Origin of the sequence: Rhizobium sp. CSW-27 (assembly GCF_018760785.1) — a bacterium.
Lineage (GTDB): Bacteria > Pseudomonadota > Alphaproteobacteria > Rhizobiales > Rhizobiaceae > Neorhizobium.
Map to the genome: position 1 here is coordinate 82,978 of NZ_JAHHZO010000007.1, position 19,111 is coordinate 102,088.

Genomic DNA, 19,111 nt, shown 5'->3' on the forward strand with positions numbered 1-19,111 from the left:
TCTGCACTCCGGCTTGCAGGATCCGTTTTGCACATCGTCACCGGTGTCGCCGGCGACTGTCATAGCCTCGTCGGGATGGAAGGCGGTGCTCGCCATACCGATTTGGGTCTAGGCAATTCCCCGTGTCTCGCGTAAACATGCCTGACAGGTAATCGGGGAAGAGCACTGCGATGGACACTGCGGCAACAGCGGGCGTGCAGCCGAACAAATCGTTGGCGTTCCGGATCAGTTCGGCCTTGCGCCGAGACCTGACATCCGGCGTTTTTCGGGCCGGAGACAAGCTTCCCAGCGAAAGTGCGCTGACCCGAGAATATTCCGTCAGCCGCACCGTCGTGCGCGAAGCCATTGCGATCCTTCGTGCAGACGGCCTCGTCGAGGCACGCAAAGGCGCCGGGGTCTTTGCGCTCGACGTGAAGGCTGCCGTCGAACAGCCGTTCCAGGACCTCAACATCGAACGCATTTCGTCCGTGATCGAACTTCTCGAACTGCGCACGGTCTTCGAGGTGGAGGCGGCGGGTCTTGCCGCGTCCAGGCGGTCGGCCACCCAGATCGAGGCAATCGTCGAGGCCCATCGCGTCGTGACCGACTGTTTGGCGGCGGGAGCGCCCACACGCGACGCGGACTTCCATTTTCATCTCACCATCGCACAAGCCACCCAGAACAAGCGCTTTCCGGAGTTCTTGCGACTGATCCGAACCGGCATCATCCCGCGTGGCGATCTGCAGGGCTCGCCTCCCGGAAGCCGGCCGAAAGACTACAATCTGCATCTGCGAGAAGAACATGCGCAGATTGTCGATGCCATCATCGAAGGTGACCCGGAACTGGCCCGGTCTCACATGCGCGCGCATCTGAAGGGCAGCCTGGAACGCTATCGCGTGCTTCTGAGATCGCAGAGTACCGGCGCCAGCGCTGCCTCTGTCTGATCAGGCGTCTGTCATCCAGGATCGGCGGCATCTCTTTTCGACGTTCCGATCTCGCGGGACGGTCCGCCCGTTCGGCTTGGCCGCCGCTCTCCTGTGTCCTCGCGCCGCGCCTTCGTACCATTCGCGTGCCCGCACAGGCCGTTGTGGATGCGCTGCCGTCATTCGGTGATCGCTTCACTTGACACCTTCTTAAGCCTGTGACAGGTTTGCTCTAACCTGTATGACAGGAGCGGGTTGCCGCATGAGGAGCGTCGACCATGTGGAGGATCCATGTCATTCCTTACTCTACGCATCCAGCGGGCTGCAGGGCAGATCGGCAGCGTCGCCGTGACCCTTCTCGGTCTGTTGATGCTGACCTTCTTCATCGGTCGCCTGATGCCGGCGGATCCCGTTCGGGCCATGGTCGGCGAGGATGCCACACGGGAGACCTATGAGCAGGTCTATCGCGACCTCGGGCTGGATCGTCCGCTTTGGGAGCAGTTCCTCTATTATCTCCGGGATGTGGCGTCGGGCGATTTCGGGACCTCGATCCGGACGGGCCAGCCCGTCATCCAGGATATTCTGCATGTGATGCCGGCGACCATCGAGCTCGCGACCTTCGCGATCATCATCGGGGCCCTGCTTGGCATCCCCATGGGCGTTCTCGCTGCCGTCTGCAAGGATCGATGGCCCGATCACGCCATCCGGGTGGTTAGCCTGACCGGGCATTCCATGCCGATCTTCTGGACCGGCATGATTGCCCTGATCGTCTTCTATGCCCATCTGGGTCTGGTTGGCGGCAGCGGGCGCATGGACCAGTTCTACATCGGCCTTGTCGAGGAACGGACCGGCTTTCTTCTGATCGACAGCCTTCTGGCCGGAGAGATGGATGTCTTCTGGTCTGCCGTCAACCACGTGATCCTGCCGGCCTGCCTGCTCGGTTATTCGTCTGCGGCCTATATCACTCGCATGACGCGCAGCTTCATGCTCGACCAGCTCAATCAGGAATATGTGACGACCGCCCGCGTCAAGGGCCTTTCGCAGGCGCAGACCATCTGGCTGCACGCATTCGGCAATATCCGGGTGCAGCTCGTAACCATCGTGGCGCTTGCCTATGGCTCCCTTCTGGAGGGCGCGGTTCTCATTGAAACCGTCTTCGCCTGGCCGGGATTCGGCCAGTATCTCACCAGCAATCTCATCATCGGCGACATGAATGCCGTGATGACCTGCGTTCTCATCGTTGGTGTCATCTTCATCGGGCTTAACCTCCTGTCCGACCTCCTCTACCGCGTCTTAGACCCGAGGACCCGTTCATGACTGACATGACCCATTCCATTCGCATGCCCGCCAGCCTGCGGGCGCTCGGCAACATTGTGCTGTTCCTCCTGCGCAGTCCGACCTCGGCCTTCGGCCTTCTGGTGCTGGCCCTGCTTGTTCTCGCCGCGGTTTTCGCGCCCTGGCTTGCAACGCACGATCCCTATGTTCAGGACCTCGGCAACACGCTGCAGGCCCCGGGGCAGGGGCATCCGTTCGGAACGGACGAACTTGGCCGCGACATCTTCAGCCGTCTCGTCTTCGGTGCACGCATCACGCTGACGATCATCTTCCTCGTCTCCATCGTGGTTGGGCCGATCGGCCTCGTCATCGGAACCTCGTCCGGCTATCTCGGCGGCAGGTTCGATACCGTCATGATGCGCATCACCGACATCTTTCTCTCCTTTCCGAGCCTCATTCTGTCGCTGGCCTTCGTCGCTGCCCTCGGGCCGAGCCTGAACAACGCGATCGTTGCCATCGCGCTGACCTCATGGCCGCCGATCGCGCGTCTGGCGCGTGCGGAAGCCATGACCTTCCGCAACGCCGATTACATTGCCGCCGCGCGGCTGCAGGGCGCGTCACGCCTGCGCATCATCGTGAAGTCGATCATGCCGATGTGTCTTCCCTCCGTTCTGATCCGGCTCACCCTCAACATGGCAACCGTCATCCTCACGGCGGCCGGTCTCGGCTTCCTGGGGCTCGGCGCGCAACCGCCGCTGCCGGAGTGGGGTGCAATGATCGCCACGGGTCGTCGCTACATGTTGGACAACTGGTGGCTGGTGACCTATCCGGGGCTGGCCATCCTGAGCGTCAGCCTCGCTTTCAACCTATTGGGGGATGGTTTGCGCGATGCGCTGGACCCCAAGCAGATGAACAGGCGGTGAGCCCATGGACACGCTTCTTGACGTCAGCAATCTGCGCATCCGTTATGGTGGAGCCGCGCGCGAGGCGGTGCGCGGCGTCTCCTTCACCCTCGGGCGCGAGCGGCTGGGCATTGTCGGCGAAAGCGGCTCCGGCAAGTCAACGGTCGGCCGCGCGCTTCTCAAGCTTTTGCCGGGCGCGACCATCACCGCGGACCGGCTGCGGTTCGAGGATGTCGACCTGACCCTTCTTTCGGAACGCGAGATGCTGAAGATCAGGGGACGTCGCATGTCGATGATCCTGCAGGATCCGAAATTCTCGTTGAACCCGATCCGCCGGGTCGGCGATCAGGTGTCGGAAACCTACCTCAGGCACTTCAGATGCAGCCGGCGTGAAGCCCGCGAGCGGGCGCTTGCCATGCTTGAGGCGGTCAAGATCCGCGATCCGGAGCGCGTCTACAGGCAATATCCGCACGAAGTCTCGGGCGGCATGGGCCAGCGCATCATGATCGCCATGATGCTGCTTGCCGATCCCGATCTGGTGATCGCCGACGAGCCGACCTCTGCGCTTGACGTGACGGTTCGCCTTCAGGTGCTCGACATTCTTGACAATCTGGTGCGCAACCGCGGCATAGGGCTGATCATGATCAGCCACGACCTCAATCTGGTCCGCAATTTCTGCGACCGCGTGCTCATCATGTATGCGGGCCAGGTGGTGGAAACCTTGAAGGCAGGTGACCTGGAAAGGGCGGAGCATCCCTATACGCGGGGACTGCTGGCCGCCCAGCCCCGTATCGGCGGACCGCGCGCGCCGCTTTCGGTTCTCGACCGCAAGCCCGAATGGCTGGAGGAAAATGCCTGATGTCAGTCTCCGTTGACGTGCACGATCTGTCGATCGTTTTCGGTTCCGGCCCTCAGGCCGTCAGGGTGCTTCCGGGCGTTTCGATTGCGGTGCAGCCGGGCGAATGCTTCGGTCTGGTGGGGGAATCCGGTTCCGGAAAATCGACGGTATTGCGCTGCATTTCCATGCTGACGGATTTCTGGCAGGGAGAGATCCGCATTGGCGGACGCTTCGTGCGCGAGATTCCTCTGGGGGAACGCTGCCGCACGCTGCAGATGGTTTTTCAGGATCCCTACGGGTCGTTGCATCCTCGCCAATCGGTCCGCACGGTGCTTCATGAGCCGCTGGCGATCCACAAGCTCGATGATCGGGAGGACCGCATGCGCAGGGCCATCACCGACGTGGGCCTGCCGGTGTCCTTTCTCGATCGCTTTCCTCATCAGCTGTCGGGAGGCCAGCGGCAACGGATCGCGATTGCCCGGGCGCTGATTCTGGAGCCATCGCTGCTCCTGCTCGATGAGCCGACTTCGGCGCTCGATGTATCCGTGCAGGCGGAAATTCTCAATCTGCTGCAACGGTTGCGGGACGAGCGCGGCTTTACCTACATCATGGTCACGCATGACCTGGCGGTCGTCGATCATATGTGTGATCGCTTTGCCGTCATGCTGCTGGGAGAGGTGGCGGAGGTTCTGCCGCGCGATGCGATTGCGGGCAATCAGGCAACGCATCCTTATGCGCGGGAGCTTGTCGGCGCCTCGCTGGCCTATGAAGGCACCCGCCGGGCGCAGGGCTGACCCGAGCGTCAAGGGCATCCTCAACCGGGGGCGAAGCTTGCCCTCAGCTGTTCGGGACGTCCGCCCGCCTCTGTTCACGACCTGCCCGGCCTTTGCGCCGGGTCTTCTTTGTCTTCTTTTGACCGTTCGGTCGGATCGACCGGGCAAAAACCAGCCCTTATCGGCACTTTTTGCCTTTCGACCTTCGCGCACAAGGCCATCATGAAGAATGGGCGCGTGTTGCCACGCGCCCTGCCTTGGACCGCCAGGGAGGAAGGATCTGACGGCTCAACGGGTCTTGGTGATCTTTTCGAAGCGGGATAGCCAGGGGCTCACGATCATGCCCTTGACGTCGGCGCGATAGGCTGCGGTGTCGATCACCTCCGAGAACGGCTGGATCGGCATGACAAGCTCATCCATGTAGGTCTGGATACCCTGATAGAGCTTGGCCTGTCTGGCAGGATCACGCTCGACGAGCGCCTGTTCGATCAGGGTGTTCAGTTTCTCGTCGAAGAAACTGGTGCGCCAACTCTGATAGTTCGTCAGCTTGGCTTCGTCCGCATTGTTCGGATTATAGGCCATGGAGCGCAGATTGTTGTCGGGATGCGGCTGCTGCCCGCCACCGCCACGGCCCACGAGCAGTTCGAACTTGCGATCGCGCATTGCGCCGTAAATCTGGTCTCCGGAGCCGCTGATGATGCTGGCCTTGATTCCGGCTTGAGCGAGCGTGTTCTGGATGGCCGTTGCCGCCTTCAGGAACGGGTCTTCGGAGAGAACGCGCAGCGTCGTCTCGAAGCCGTCGGGATAGCCCGCCTCCGCCAGCAGTGCCTTTGCCTTTTCCACGTCGAGCACATAGCCCTGATCGGGCAGCTGACCCATCACGCCCGTGCTCAGCGGCCGCTGGTGCAGCGTGCCGTAATAGGGCATTATGGCCTCGTTGATGCCCTTGTAATCAATGAGATAGCGCAGCGCCTCACGCACCTTCCGCTTGGCGAAGCGTTCATCCTTCATGGAGACCGCAAGGTAGTAGAAACCGGAGCCGGGCGTGGACTGGATGACGATGCTCTCGTCCTTTTCCAGGGCGGCCAGATCCGGTGCCTGCAGCGAATAGGCAACGTCGATGTCGCCTTTGTCCAGCATCAGTCGCTGCGACTGCGATTCCGGCAGATGGCGCATCAGGATGCGGCGCATGGCCGGCTTTTCGCCCCAGTAGCCGTCATTGCGGGTCAGAATGATGTATTCGTTGGATTTCCACTGCCCGAGCGTGTAGGGGCCCGACCCCGCGGAATTCAGCGTGAGCCATGCGCCGCCAAGATCGCCATCCCTCTCATGCTCCAGGGCCGTCTTGCTGTCTATCACGGATCCCGGTCCGTTCTGCGCCAGGATCATCAGGATGAGATTGGGGTCGTCCGGCTGCGGCAGGTTGAGCACGAAGGTATGATCATCCTCGACGACGAACAGCTTGTCGGCTGCATCCAGTTTGAAGCCGCGCGTTTTCAGGAAGGACGACTGCGCAAGGTTGCGGACGAGGAGGCGCTTCAGGCTCCAGGCCACATCCTTTGCCGTGACCGGATTGCCGGATGCAAAGCGGGCGTCCTTGCGCAGGTGAAACCGGATCGAGCGGCCGTCAGCGGCGATCTCCCAGCGTTCGGCCAGGCGCGGCTGCACGCTGCGGTCCTCGGGCGAAAGCATCACCAGCGTGTCATACACGTTGTTCAGGACTTGCACCGTTTCACGGCCGGTAATGGCGGCCGGGTCCAGCGTCAGGATGTTGTTCATGGTGGTCGCCACCACCAGTTGGTCCTTCGGGGTTTCGGCAAAGCCTGGAAGCGGCACGGCTCCGAGCAGAAGCGCGCCCAATGCGGCAGTTGCAAAGAAATGTTTCATGTTACCTCCCATGTGCGCGCTGATGGCGCGACCGTTGATCATGCGGCAGGCCATCCGTTCCTCCACGGACCTGATCCGCTCATGCAAGAATGCTGTTCACCGGCTGAGCCAGGGCGTGACCGATTGCCATGCTGGCCTGTGCGTCGAGATGAACCCCATCCGCGGCCGACGCCCTGGCGACCGTGCCGGAATCGAAGAAGAAGGCGCCACTTTCCTCCGCGACCATGCGAAAGAGTGGCGCGAGCCGTTCGGACTCACGAATGCTGCGGCCTCCCGCCGGGGCGCCCTCCGGCCCCGGCACGCACGGCGGCGGCGCGACGATCAGAAGCTTCGGCCGTGCGTTGCGCGGCTTGTAGGGAAAGCCATCGACAATCTGCGCAAGGCGGCGCATGCCGGAAAACGCAGCCTCGGCGCGCCCGCCATGGACGGGCTTCAGATCGTTTGTTCCCAGCATGATGATCACGAGATCGAGCGGCATGTGCGAGGCAAGCGCTACTTCGAGGCTGCGCGCGCCGTTCCGGTCTGCCGGGCCGGTATGATCATCGAAACAGGTGGTCCGGCCTCCGAGACCCTCGCTGATGACGTCAAAGCCATCTCCCAACCGGTCTTCCAGCGCCGTTGGCCAGCGGAATTCCGGCGGGTGGCGCAGGCCCGTCACCGGGTCGGCACCCCAGGTCAGACTGTCTCCGAAGGCCAGGATCGTCTTCATTGCGACCCTCACCGAACGCGGTTGTTCTCGATAACGTCGAAATCGATGTCTTCGCCGAGGCCCGGGCGGTCCGGCACATGCACATAGCCATCCGCATCCATCGGATCGGACAGGGATTTCAGGTAATCATGCCCGTCGTCATACTCCAGGAAGGGGTGGAGCAATCCGCGCTCATACCAGCGGCAGTTCTTCGAGGCGGCGACCACGTGCAGGTTCATGGCCGTGTTGCCGTGCACCTCGCATTCCATGCCGAAGCACTCGGCCATGCGCATCGTCTTCAGGGCGGGCGTGATCCCGCCGACATCGTTGACGCCGGTGCGCAGGATATCGCAGGCACCGTTCTTGACCCATTCCGCGCGGTGCCAGTGTTTTCCCCCCGCGCTTTCCGGCCCGACGACCGGAATGTCCAGATTATCTGCAAGCCACTTGTAGGACGACATCGACTGTTCATCCATCGGCTCCTCGATCCAGTCGAAGCCGAGTTTTTCCAGCCCACGGCCCAGTTCCAGCGCATCGGTGCGCGAATACCAGTGAAACGCATCGATCATCAGTCGGATGTCGGGACCAACCGCCTCGCGGACGGCGGCGCAGGCCTTCAAATCCATCTTGACGTCCGGTGCCCAGCTGACCGGCGGCATCCAGGTGTGCAGCTTGATACCCTTGTAGCCGCGCTTGACCAGCGTTTCCGCAAAACGGCCGTAGTCTTCGGGTGTCGCCAGACCGCCCGGCAATTCGTCGCCACACATGATCGACCCGTAGGCGAGAACCTTGTCGCGATAGGCGCCGATCAACTTGTATACAGGTGTCCCGAGCGCGCGGCCGGCAAGGTCCCATAGCGCGCAGTCCACCACCGCCAGAGTCCGGTCCGTCAGCTGCGCAGCGGAGCCACGCTGCCAATGGGCGAGATCCTGCCACAGGCGTTCGCGATCCCTGCAGTCCTGCCCGATCAGAACCTTCTTGACGAATTTGTCGATCACGTGAGGGCGCACGATTTCCGGTGCCGTAAACGAATGGCCCTCGTGGCCATCTTCTGTCCGGACAGTCAGAATTGCCTGCTCCACTTGATGCGGCGGACCGGGATGGGCGTGGCCCGCGCTGTCGGAGTGGCGGCGGGTCGTCGTGCGGAAAACGCGCGTGGAAACCTCTGTGATGATCATCAATCTACCTGCAATCAGCTATGGCAACTGCCTAGTTGTCATTTCTGTTATACAGGTTTGTGGATTTCTGTCAAATTCTGTCCAGACAAGTTGTCTGCCGCACGAAGACATCTTCAAGATCCTGACCATGTTGGCGCGCGTCTTGCGTCTTGAGCGCGATGGCGTCACCGTCGGTGCAAGCGCAGGCTTCTTGTCTCCGGCTGCGCTGCATGCTCCACAAGTGTTTGTTGCAGTGCGAGAGACTCGGCGCGTCTTCGGGCGTGGCAGCTCGCTGCCGAGCGGGGCAGAGTGATGGATCGAGGACGATGACGGACGGGCAGGACGGCACGGACAGGCGGCAGGGCGGTCGAGATGCCCGCGGCAGCAGCACGATGATCGTTGCTCCGCATGCGCAGGCCGGCGAGGCGGGACATGCGGTGCTGGAGGCGGGCGGCAATGCCATCGAGGCGCTGGTTGCGGCCGGCGCGGCGCTCTCGGTCGTCTATCCGCATTTCTGCGGTCTGGGGGGCGATGCGGTCTGGATGCTGTCGGATGCGAAGGGTCAGGTGACGACGCTGCTCGGCATCGGCCAGTCGGCCCAGGATATCTCGGGCATCAAGGAGCTTCCGCCGCGCGGCGCCGCCTCCATGCTGACATCCGCCTGCCTCGTCGAAAGCTGGGGCAGGCTGCTGGCGCTGTCGCGTGAAGAATGGGGCGGCAGGCGGTCGCTGGCACAGTTGCTGGAGCCCGCCGTTCAACTGGCCGAAGACGGTTTCACCGTCAGCCCGTCCCAACGCTTCTGGTGGGATTTTCGTGCGGCGGAGCGTGCAGGATGGCGGGGCTTCGAGCCCGTTTTCAGCGGGCAGGGGGTGCAGAGGCAGCCGGCGCTGGCCCGCACTCTGCGGCGGATTGCCGAGCACGGACCCCGGGAATTTTATGAGGGGGCGCTTGCCGCCGACATTGCTGCGGGGCTTGCTGCCGCAGGCTCGCCCCTGACGGCGCGGGATCTGGCGGCCACCGAGGCACGGTTCGAAGCTCCCGTGCAGCTCGCCTACCGGGACCTGACGCTCTGCGCCCCGCCGCCGCCGACGCAGGGCCTTACCACGCTTGGCATCATGGGGGTGCTGGGTCGACTGGCGCCGGGCACGATGGCGAGCGATAGCGCCGATTTCTATCACCATCTGGTGGAGGCGGTGAAGCAGGCCTTTCTCGATCGCGGCGCGATCGCCGATCCGGATTTCCTCGTCCCCGGCGCTCTGGAGGATCTCCTTGACCCGATGCGGCTTTCCGCCAAGGCAGGCGCGATCGATCCCGTTCACGCTCTCGCCTGGCCGCACGCCCATCGCCACGGCGATACGGCCTTCCTCGCAGCCGTGGATGCGCAGGGGCGCGTGGCCTGTGTGCTGCAAAGCATCTATTTTGATTGGGGGAGCGGCATCGTTGTGGGCGATACCGGCATTCTCTGGCAGAACCGCGGGGCGGCGTTCAGCCTCGATCCGGCAAGCCCCAACCGGCTGGAACCCGGCAAGCGACCGTTTTACACGCTCAATCCCGGCCTTGCGCTGAAGAACGGGCGTCCGCATCTGCTCTACGGCACGCAGGGCGCCGATGGCCAGCCGCAGACGCTTGCACTTCTGCTCAGCCTGCTCATCGACCATCATCTCGATCCCGCCGCGGCGCTGTCGCGGCCGCGCTTCCTGCTCGGCAGGACCTTCTCCGACGGCCGCGATACGCTGAAGCTGGAGCGCAATGCCGGTGCGGCGGTCTTTGGGAGCCTGGCGGCGAGGGGACATGTCGTTTCCGATCTCGAGCCGCTCAGCCCGCTGGGCGGGCAGGCGGGTATCATTCGCATCCACGACGATGGCAGGATCGAGGGCGCACACGATCCCCGCAGCGATGGCGGCGCCATCGCATCCTGAACAATAGGCATTCCATGATCTTCGATCTCGTCATCCGCAATGCACGTCTTGCAACAGGGCCGGATCTGCTGGACATCGCAGTCCGCGACGGCCGCATCGCCGCGATGGCGTCACATCTCCGCTGCGAGGCGGTGGAAGAGGTCGATGCGCGGAAAGCGCTTGCCTTTCCCGGCTTCACCGACGCGCATGTGCATCTCGACAAGGCCTGCATTCTCGGTCGCTGCCGCATTTGCGAGGGTACGCTTGCCGAGGCCGTGCGCGAGACGGCGAAAGCCAAGGCGGGCTTCACCGAGGAGGACGTCTATCGTCGCGCCGCCGCCGTGGTGGAGAAGGCGATCGTCCATGGCACGACCGCCATGCGCAGCTTCGTCGAAATCGATCCGCGTGCCGGTTTCCGGTCCTTCGTCGCACTGAAGCGCATCCGCGCGGATTTTGCCTTCGCCCTCGACATTCAGCTCTGCGCCTTTGCCCAGGAAGGTCTGACGCAGGAGCCGGAGACACTTGCCATGCTCGACCGCGCGCTTGGCGAGGGGGCGGATCTGGTCGGCGGCTGTCCCTATACCGATCCCGATCCGGCCCGGCATGTGCGGTCGATTTTCGATCTGGCGGAGAAACACGATGTCGACGTGGATTTTCATCTCGATTTCGACCTTGATCCGGACGCAACCAATCTGCCGGCGGTGATCGACGAAACGTTGCGCCGGGGCTGGGGTGGCCGGGTCACCATCGGCCACGTCACCAATCTTTCCGCAATGCCGCCCGAACGGGTCGAGGCGATCGGCCGGCAACTGGCGCAGGCAGGCATCGCACTGGTGGCGCTTCCGGCAACGGATCTGTTTCTCACCGGACGCCAGACGCCGGTTCTGACGCCGCGCGGCGTCGCACCGCTGCATCGCCTCGCGGCAGAGGGCGTCATCACTGCCGTTGCCACCAACAACGTGCTGAACCCCTTCACTCCCTATGGCGACGCCTCGCTGCTCCGCATGGCCAATCTGTTTGCCAATGTCGCCCAGCTGTCGCGTGAGGAGGATATGACGCTTGCCTTCAACATGGTGACATCACTGCCGGATCGGATCGTCAGCCGCTCTCGAGGACCTGCCAGGCTGGAGGTCGGTTGCGAGGCAACCATCGTGCTGCTGGATGCGCCCGAGCCCGCCGGCGCCGTGCGCGAGGTGAGCCGCGTGGTCGGCGGCTGGAAGGCGGGAAGGAAAAGCTTCTGGAACGGCTGGCCCGCCGTTTTCCATCCGGTCTGACACGGCTGACGGCATCTGCCCCCGTGCATCGTGACCGCGTAGCAGGCGCTTGGCACGAGACTTGCGTTTTATCAATCCACATGGCCACGATGTGGAGGCAAGACATGACTGCGCATGATATCGGCAGCCTTGATGTCCGTCTGATGCGGACACTTCTCCTTCTGCTTACCGAATGCAGCGTATCGCGCACGGCCGATCTGCTGGGTCAGGCGCAGCCGACTGTCAGCCTGACGCTCAAGCGATTGCGGGACATGTTCAACGATCCGCTTCTGGTACGTTCCGGCAGCGCGCTGGTGCCGACCGATCGCGGGCTGGCCTTGCGGGATGCGCTGGAGGGCATCCTGACCAGTATCGACAGCAGCCTAGGAGAGCGGGCAAGGTTCGATCCGAAGACGGCGCAAACGAAGTTCCGCATCGTCGCCACCAATTGTCTGGGCACCGTCCTTCTGCCGCCGCTCGTCGGCGCGATCGCCGAAGTGGCGCCCCAGATCAGCCTCGATCTTTCGCCGATGCCGGAACAGGATGACCTGCTTGCGGGCCTTGCCGACGGCACCATCGATGCGGTGATCGGAAACTGGCCGCGTCCGCCGCAACATCTGCGGCTCTCGCCGATCCTGACGACGGACATCGTCTGTCTCGTCCGGCCGAACCACCGGTTTGCGAACCGTCGCGACCGCGTGATGCTTTCGGAATATCTGGAGGAAGGCCATCTGTCGCCGACTTCCGACCGCCATGCGCATCTGAGCCCGATCGACGGCCGGCTGATCGAACTCGGCAAGAAGCGCAGGATCAAGGCGACGGTTCCGGAATATGCCATCGCCCCTTACGTGCTGGCACAATCGGATCTCGTGTTCACCACCGGGCGGCATTTTGCGGAACAGGTGGCGCAGACATTTCCCTTTGCCGTTCTCGATGCGCCGGAAGAGTTGGGGCGCATGCATTTCTACATGCTCTGGCACGACCGGAAGCACCATTCGCCGGCACAGATCTGGTTGCGCGGCATGATCAAAGCGGTTGCCATGCGCATGCGCGTGCTGGAGGAGATCGTGTTGCCGCCCCTGCCGCCGTCGTCGCAGCAGATCTGGCACAGCGCATCGCGCACGGCCTCCGAGGCGATGACATCCGGAAAGGCAATATAGACTATTGTGTCTGCGTTATAGGCATCGCGCCCGGAATTCCGCACACTCTGTGCACTGCAACAAGCATAACAGGGAACAGTGCGATGGCCTTCACGATGACACGACGCAATGCATTGGCGACGATGGCTGGCGGTGCTGCCGCGGGCCTGCTGGGGCGGGCGGGAACCGCTTCGGCCGCCGTCCCGGAGATGGTGTGGGCGACCTGGGACTCCAACGGCCACCCGGAATATGTTGTCCCCTTCCAGAAGGACACCGGCACGACCATCAAGCTATCCTATCTGTCCAGCGAGGATGCGCAGTTCGCAGCCCTGAAGACGGGATCTGCCGCCGACTGGGACATGATCAATCCGTCGCTCAACGGAAGCTGGCGCTATATCAAGGCCGGCCTTCTGAAAAAGCTCGACCTTTCGCAGATCCCCAACGTCGCGAAGATGTACGACGTGTTCAGGACCACGAAAAAGGTGCAAAACGATGCCGGCGATACCTTCGCCATTCCCTATCTCTGGGGTCTCAACCCGATCGTCTACCGCACCGACAAGCTGGACAAGGAGCCCGACTACACGACGCTCTTCGACAAGAAATATGCCGGCCAGCTGGCGATGCGCGACTATGCGCTGGAATCCATCGCGATTGCCGGCCTGGTGGTGGGTGTGCCGCGTGACAAGGTGTTCACCATGGACGCCAAGGAACTGGCAGAGGCAAAGAAGCTGCTGATCACCCAGAAGCCGCTTTTGCGCGCCTACTGGCAGACGATCGGCGATCTCACCAACCTGTTTGCCACCGGTGAAGTCACCTGCGCCTTCTCCTGGCGCGTTCCCTATGACGAGCTTCAGGGCAAGATGGCCATGGGCATGGCCAAGCCCAAGGCCGGCGTGATGGGATGGTGCGACTGCTTCGCCATGCCCGCCAGCCTTCCGGACGACAAGGCCGCTGTTGCCTACAAGTTCATCGACTACCTGCTCGGCCCCACCTATTCTAGCCTCGTTGCCAAGATCGGCCACTATGCTACGACCTCCTCCGTCATCCGCGATCAGTTGAGCAAGGAAGAGCAGGCGACCATCTTCATCGACGATATGGATGTGATGAAGAGCTTCATGTGGCCGGTGGCGCCGGACAATTACTCGGACTGGCTGAAGATCTGGAACGAAGTCAAGGCAAGCTGAGCCATGCATGGTGCCTTGCCTGTGACCGAAACGATGTCCCCGCCGCCGCTTCTGATGGCGCGGGGGCTAGTCAAGGCCTATGGATCGAGCCGGGCCGTTGACGGCGTGGATCTCGACATTCCCGAACGTGCCTTCACGACGTTTCTGGGACCGTCCGGCTGTGGCAAGACGACGATCCTCAGGATGATCGCCGGCTTCGAGAAGCCGGATGGCGGTTCGCTGGTGCTCGACGGCCGCTCGCTCATCGACGTGCCGCCGGAACGGCGCCCGGTCAACACGGTGTTCCAGAACTATGCCCTGTTCCCGCATCTGACGGTGTTCGAGAATGTCGCCTTCTCGCTCACGCTTCGGCGAAGATCGCCCGATCCTGCGCCACGGGTGATGCGGGCACTGGAGACGGTACACATGTCCGAATTTGGCAACCGGTATCCGCACCAGCTGTCCGGCGGACAGCAGCAGCGCGTCGCCGTTGCCCGCGCCATGGTCGCCGAGCCGCATCTTCTGCTGCTCGACGAACCACTCTCGGCGCTCGATCGCAAGATGCGCAGCCACCTCCAGATCGAACTCAAGGATCTGCAGAGGCGCCTGGGTATCGCCTTCGTCTATGTGACCCACGACCAGGAAGAGGCCTTTGCCCTGTCGGATGTCGTCGTGGTGATGAATCGTGGCAGGATCGTCCAGCGGGCGGATCCAGCCACGCTCTATGCGCGACCGGCCAACGGATTTGTCGCGGATTTCATCGGATCGGCCACGCTTGTCGCCGGAACCGTGATGTCCGGCAGCGCCGGCCAGGGCATGGCCTCAATGGAGACCGCTCTCGGGATCATTCAGGCACCGGTCGTCGAGGGCCTCAGCCCCGGCGATCCTGCGTTGCTGGTGCTGCGTCCTGAACATCTTGCGCTTCGTCGCGAGGGGCCGGATCGCCATTTCCCCGCCGAATGGCCGGGGATTGTCCGTCACGTCGTCTACCAGGGCAGCAGCTACATGATCGAGGCGGAATGCGCAGGCATTCTGCTGCGCCTTTCTGCCCTGATGCCGCCCCGGATCGGTGAAAGCGTGGCGATCGGCCTCGATCCCGCGCGCGCCTTCATCACGAGGCCGGGCGAATGAAACTGCCTCTCAGCCGCGCGCATCTCGCCATTCCCGTCGCTTTCCTGCTGTTTCTCGGATGCCTTCTGCCGCTCATCCTGCTGCTGGTCTTCAGCGTCTTCACCGTTGATATGGATGCCTTTGTCATGGTGCCGGCCTTTTCCCCGCAGGCCTGGGCGCAAATGCTGACCAAGCCGGTCTTCGCCTTTCTGATCGGCAAGGCCGTGATGTTCGGGCTTGGAACGGCGGTTCTGGCGGCCTTTGCCGGTTATCCCGTCGCCCTGGCCATCGCCTCGCTCGCACCCGCATGGAAGGGGATCGCCAGCGTCATTCTGCTGACGCCGCTCTATACCGGCGAAATCGTGCGCATCTATGCCTGGCGGATCGTTCTGGGTTCGGAAGGATTGGTGAATACGCTGCTGATGTGGCTGGGCGTCATCCATGCACCGCTCAAGTTCCTGCTGTTCACGCCATTCACGACCCACCTCGTGCTTCTCTATAACACGCTGCCCTTCATGGTTCTGCCGATCTGGCTGTCGATCGAACTGGTGGACCGGCGGCTGATCGAAGCGGCGCGCGATCTGGGGGCGCGTCCCTTGCACGCCTTCCTGAGAGTGACGCTGCCTCTGACGACGCCCGGCCTTTCGGTTGGCCTGTTTGCCGTCTTCGCGCTGGCTGCCGGCGACATGTTGACCCCGAGCCTGCTGGGCGGTCCCTCGGGTGTCACGCCGATGAGCATGATCGACAATCTGTTCGGCACGGCCTTCGACTGGCCACTCGCCTCGGCTCTGTCGCTCAGTCTCCTTCTGGTGCTGCTCGCCTGCGCCACCGTCATGTCCTGGCTTGTCCTGCGGCTGAAGGGTGCGCGTGCCGTGTTTCGCGGAGGCATGCGATGAAGCGCGCCGCTGCCATTACGCTGACGCTTGCCGTGGCCTTCTTCTATCTGCCGATCGCGGTTCTGTCGCTGTTCTCCTTCAACCGTTCGGCGCTGATGACCTTCCCCCTGGATGGCTTCACGCTTGACTGGTACCGCGAACTGTCCGGCAATACCGCCTTTCTGAACGGTTTCGTGACAAGCTTCCTGGTGTCGCAACCGGTGGGCATCCTCTCCGCACTGATCGGATTGCTGGCGGCTCTTGCCCTGGCATCGCCCGGTCTGCGCGGACGCTCGGTCTTCATCGCCCTGCTGGTGCTGCCCTTTCTCGTGCCGAAGACGGTGCTTTCCATCGCACAGGCCATGCTTCTCAACTGGGCGGGGCTGGGCCGTGGGGCCACCGCCCTGATTGCCGCCCAGACGCTGGTTGCCATCCCGTTCACGACCACCATCATCGCGGCCGTGCTGGTGCGGCTTGATCCCCGGCTGGAGGAGGCTGCCCGCGACCTCGGCGCGACACCCTGGCAGACCTTCCGCCGCGTGACCTTTCCGCAGATCAGGGGCGCCGTCGGGGCCGCCTATTCCATCGGCGTCATCCTATCTCTCGCGGACCTGACCATTTCCATGTTCCTCGCCGGACGCACGCAGCCCCTGTCGCTCATCGTCGCTTCGCAGTTCCGCCGCGAACTGAAGCCCGATCTCAATGCCATGCAGGTCGTCGTGCTGTTTCTGACCGGCCTCATCGTTTTCATCGGCGAGTATTTTCGCCGTCGGCGCCGCGTGCACGCACCGGCACCGCGCAAGGAGACTGCCCATGTCTGACCCTCATCCTCGTGCCGATCTTGCCCTGACCAGGCTGGCAGAAGCCGCCCGCGCCGACCTTGCGCTGCTGGGTTTCCCGGCCGCGCCATGGCTCGATCCCGTGTCTGTAGCGCCCGGCGTGCCGGTCGATGATGTTGCGATCGTCGGCGGCGGTCAGTCCGGCATCACGATTGCAGCCCAACTGATCTGGGACGGGTTTTCCGTCGGCCTGTTCGATGCTGCCCCCGCCGGCGACGAGGGGCCCTGGACCACCTTTGCCCGCATGGAGGAACTGCGAACACCGAAGACGCTCGTCGGCAATGAATTCAACGTTGCAAACCTCTCCGTCCGCCGCTGGTTCGAAGCCCGCCACGGCGAGACCGCCTGGCAGGCCCTGCCGCGCGTTCCTCGTACCGACTGGAAGGCCTATCTTGACTGGTATGCCTCCATCTTCGGCATCCGGATCGAAAACGAAACGAAGATCATCGACATCGCCCCGGAAGGCCAGCTTCTGGCCCTGACGCTTGAATGCCGAGGCCGAACCGAGCGTCGGCTGGCGCGAGCGGTGGTGCTGGCCACCGGCTTCGATGGGGCTGGCGCGTGGCAGGTGCCATCCTTTATCGCCGAAGCGCTTCCGCCGCATCGCTATGACCATACCAACGGGCCGGTGAATTTCGACCGCCTGAAGGGCCGGCGCGTCGGTGTGCTCGGCCATGGGGCTTCTGCCTTCGACAATGCCATTCAGGCGCTGAAGGCGGGTGCCGCCTCTGTCGATCTGTGCTTCCGCCGCGAAAGGCTGCCGCGGACAAACCCGCATCGGGCGCTGGAGACGCCGGCGCTGATGACGCATTTTGCCGAACTCTCGGACCTGACGCGCTGGCAGATCGCCCGCTTCTTCCGCAAATCGGACCAGCCGCCGCCGCTGCGCAGTTTCGAAACGGCACTCTCCATGCCCGGTTTCCGCTTGCGGCCTGCCACCCCGTGGCTGGCGGTCGGCGAGCGCAACGGCGTCGTGCAGGTGGAAACGCCACAGGGTGAGCTGATCTTCGACCATCTGCTCCTGGCAACCGGCCTTCATGTCGATCCGTCACTCAGGCCGGAACTTCGCAGCATCGCCGGACGCGTCAGGACCTGGGCCGATTGCTTCCAGCCGCCCGCCGGCGAGGAGGACGAACGTCTGGGGCGGCTGCCCTATCTCGACCGGCATTTCGCCTTCGAGCCGAAGGATCCGGCCGATGAATGGCTCTCGCGCATCTTTGCCTTCAACAGCCTGAGTGCCGTCAGCCAGGGGCCGCATTCCACCTCGATCAGCGGTCACCGGCACGCGCTTCCGCGCCTGGTTCGCGGCGTCGAGCGCCGCCTGCTGCTCGATCAGGAAAGCGGGCTGGTGGCCCGCCTCGAAGCCTATGCCTCCAACGATCTGCCGGTTCCGGAGGATTTCGAGACGCGCTTTGCCACCATGCCGACAGGTTCGACGGCATCTGCCGCGAGGGCTTCCTGATGCGATCCTTCTACTGGGCCGATCACCCGACTGCTGCACTTGCGGTGCGGGATCTGACGAGGACGGTGGCGGTTCTGCCTATCGCCGCCGTGGAGCAACATGGCCCACACCTGCCGCTCGGGGTCGATGCCTTCATCAACCGCGCCATTGTCGAGCGCTGCGTCGGCCGTCTTCAGCCGGAGCATGATGTTCTCGTGCTGCCCGCGTTGACGGTGGGCAAATCCGACGAGCATCTGGCGTTTCCGGGTACGCTGGCCATTGATGGCGCGACGCTGCGCCGGGTCTGGCTGGATATGGCCGCAAGTCTGCACCGCGCGGGCATTCGCCGCCTTGTTTTCTTCAACTCGCATGGCGGACAGATGGCCCTGATGGATATCGTCTGCCGCGACATTCGCATTCGCTTCGGCATGCTGGCGATCTCCTGCTCCTGGTTTCGCCTGACGGCGGTGGACGATCTCTTTTCAGGCAGCGAGATTGCGCACGGGATTCATGGAGGCGATATCGAAACCAGCATGATGCTCGCCATCGCCCCGCATCTGGTGGATATGGACAAAGCCGAAGACTTCGTGCCGCTGACGGTTGCCATCGAGCGAAGTGGCAGTCCCCTGACGGCAGAGGGCGCCGTCGGCTTCGGCTGGCAGGCGCAGGATCTGCACGAAGCCGGCGTCTGCGGCAATGCCGCTGCCGCAAGTGCCGAAAAGGGCGAGCGGGTGCTGGAGCGTGCCGCAGACGATCTTGTGCGGCTGATCGAGGCGACCGGGGCATTTGACCTCGCGCATCTTGCGCCAGTCACGCGGTTCAGCCGCGCCGCATCCGATGATGCTGCCGGTTTCTGAGCCAGCCACGATCCGCACCGCCACGGCGGACGGCACCGAACTGGTGGCGGATGTCCATCGCCCCGCCGGCGCCGGAGTCAGCAAGGTCATGGCGTGCAGTGTCACAGTGAAGGA

At 63.3% G+C, this 19,111-nt stretch carries 18 protein-coding genes; 15 read left to right on the top strand and 3 right to left on the bottom strand.

Annotated features, from left to right (window positions below):
* Positions 1 to 170: 170 nt before the first annotated feature.
* The 5 genes from KLP42_RS14890 (at position 171) to KLP42_RS14910 (ending at position 4,711) form a co-directional block, all read left to right on the top strand.
* Positions 171 to 923: a FadR/GntR family transcriptional regulator gene (locus KLP42_RS14890; RefSeq protein WP_215567536.1), complete on the top strand. Its 753-nt coding sequence runs from the start codon at positions 171 to 173 to the stop codon at positions 921 to 923.
* Positions 924 to 1,193: 270 nt separating this feature from the next.
* On the top strand, positions 1,194 to 2,219 hold the full coding sequence (locus KLP42_RS14895; protein WP_215567537.1) for an ABC transporter permease: 1,026 nt from the start codon (positions 1,194 to 1,196) through the stop codon (positions 2,217 to 2,219).
* Positions 2,216 to 3,100, top strand: coding sequence for an ABC transporter permease (locus KLP42_RS14900; RefSeq protein WP_215567538.1), 885 nt, complete (start codon positions 2,216 to 2,218; stop codon positions 3,098 to 3,100). The genes KLP42_RS14895 and KLP42_RS14900 overlap by 4 nt, the downstream gene beginning before the upstream one ends.
* A 4-nt stretch (positions 3,101 to 3,104) precedes the next feature.
* Positions 3,105 to 3,938, top strand: a complete 834-nt coding sequence (locus KLP42_RS14905; protein WP_215567539.1) for an ABC transporter ATP-binding protein — start codon at positions 3,105 to 3,107, stop codon at positions 3,936 to 3,938.
* On the top strand, positions 3,938 to 4,711 hold the full coding sequence (locus KLP42_RS14910; RefSeq protein ID WP_215567540.1) for an ABC transporter ATP-binding protein: 774 nt from the start codon (positions 3,938 to 3,940) through the stop codon (positions 4,709 to 4,711). Before KLP42_RS14905 ends, KLP42_RS14910 begins: the two co-directional genes overlap by 1 nt.
* Before the next feature lie 267 nt (positions 4,712 to 4,978).
* Here the strand turns inward: KLP42_RS14910 and KLP42_RS14915 are convergent, their stop codons facing one another.
* From KLP42_RS14915 to KLP42_RS14925, 3 genes are all read right to left on the bottom strand, one after another.
* The gene (locus KLP42_RS14915; protein WP_215567541.1) at positions 4,979 to 6,577 is read right to left on the bottom strand and encodes an ABC transporter substrate-binding protein; all 1,599 of its coding nucleotides are present in this window, start codon (positions 6,575 to 6,577) and stop codon (positions 4,979 to 4,981) included.
* 79 nt (positions 6,578 to 6,656) lie between these two features.
* Positions 6,657 to 7,286, bottom strand: coding sequence for an SGNH/GDSL hydrolase family protein (locus KLP42_RS14920; RefSeq protein WP_215567542.1), 630 nt, complete (start codon positions 7,284 to 7,286; stop codon positions 6,657 to 6,659).
* An 8-nt stretch (positions 7,287 to 7,294) separates the two neighbouring features.
* Positions 7,295 to 8,443, bottom strand: a complete 1,149-nt coding sequence (locus KLP42_RS14925) for a mandelate racemase family protein (RefSeq protein WP_215567543.1) — start codon at positions 8,441 to 8,443, stop codon at positions 7,295 to 7,297.
* Here KLP42_RS14925 and KLP42_RS14930 point away from each other — a divergent pair.
* The 10 genes from KLP42_RS14930 to KLP42_RS14975 all read left to right on the top strand — a co-directional run bounded on the left by KLP42_RS14930 (position 8,436) and on the right by KLP42_RS14975 (position 18,997).
* Positions 8,436 to 8,735 (top strand): hypothetical protein, encoded by a 300-nt coding sequence (locus KLP42_RS14930; RefSeq protein ID WP_215567544.1) that lies wholly within the window; start codon positions 8,436 to 8,438, stop codon positions 8,733 to 8,735. The genes KLP42_RS14925 and KLP42_RS14930 overlap by 8 nt on opposite strands.
* Positions 8,736 to 8,814: 79 nt before the next feature.
* A complete protein-coding gene (locus KLP42_RS14935) occupies positions 8,815 to 10,341 on the top strand; it encodes a gamma-glutamyltransferase family protein (protein ID WP_215567822.1) in 1,527 nt (508 codons plus the stop codon).
* A 14-nt stretch (positions 10,342 to 10,355) separates the two neighbouring features.
* Positions 10,356 to 11,594 (top strand): amidohydrolase family protein, encoded by a 1,239-nt coding sequence (locus tag KLP42_RS14940; protein ID WP_215567545.1) that lies wholly within the window; start codon positions 10,356 to 10,358, stop codon positions 11,592 to 11,594.
* 104 nt (positions 11,595 to 11,698) lie between these two features.
* Entirely contained in the window at positions 11,699 to 12,733 is a 1,035-nt protein-coding gene (locus KLP42_RS14945) for a LysR family transcriptional regulator (RefSeq protein ID WP_252193012.1), read from the top strand.
* An 83-nt stretch (positions 12,734 to 12,816) separates the two neighbouring features.
* Complete coding sequence (locus tag KLP42_RS14950; protein WP_215567547.1) at positions 12,817 to 13,896, top strand: ABC transporter substrate-binding protein; 1,080 nt, start codon at positions 12,817 to 12,819, stop codon at positions 13,894 to 13,896.
* Positions 13,897 to 13,917: 21 nt separating this feature from the next.
* Complete coding sequence (locus tag KLP42_RS14955) at positions 13,918 to 15,006, top strand: ABC transporter ATP-binding protein (protein ID WP_353844882.1); 1,089 nt, start codon at positions 13,918 to 13,920, stop codon at positions 15,004 to 15,006.
* Positions 15,003 to 15,881, top strand: coding sequence for an ABC transporter permease (locus KLP42_RS14960; protein ID WP_215567549.1), 879 nt, complete (start codon positions 15,003 to 15,005; stop codon positions 15,879 to 15,881). Before KLP42_RS14955 ends, KLP42_RS14960 begins: the two co-directional genes overlap by 4 nt.
* On the top strand, positions 15,878 to 16,681 hold the full coding sequence (locus KLP42_RS14965) for an ABC transporter permease (RefSeq protein WP_215567550.1): 804 nt from the start codon (positions 15,878 to 15,880) through the stop codon (positions 16,679 to 16,681). Before KLP42_RS14960 ends, KLP42_RS14965 begins: the two co-directional genes overlap by 4 nt.
* Positions 16,674 to 18,161 carry an FAD/NAD(P)-binding protein gene (locus tag KLP42_RS14970; RefSeq protein ID WP_215567551.1) on the top strand — a complete coding sequence of 496 codons (1,488 nt, stop codon included), beginning with the start codon at positions 16,674 to 16,676 and terminating at the stop codon, positions 18,159 to 18,161. Before KLP42_RS14965 ends, KLP42_RS14970 begins: the two co-directional genes overlap by 8 nt.
* Positions 18,158 to 18,997: a creatininase family protein gene (locus KLP42_RS14975; protein ID WP_215567824.1), complete on the top strand. Its 840-nt coding sequence runs from the start codon at positions 18,158 to 18,160 to the stop codon at positions 18,995 to 18,997. The genes KLP42_RS14970 and KLP42_RS14975 overlap by 4 nt, the downstream gene beginning before the upstream one ends.
* Positions 18,998 to 19,111 lie beyond the last annotated feature (114 nt).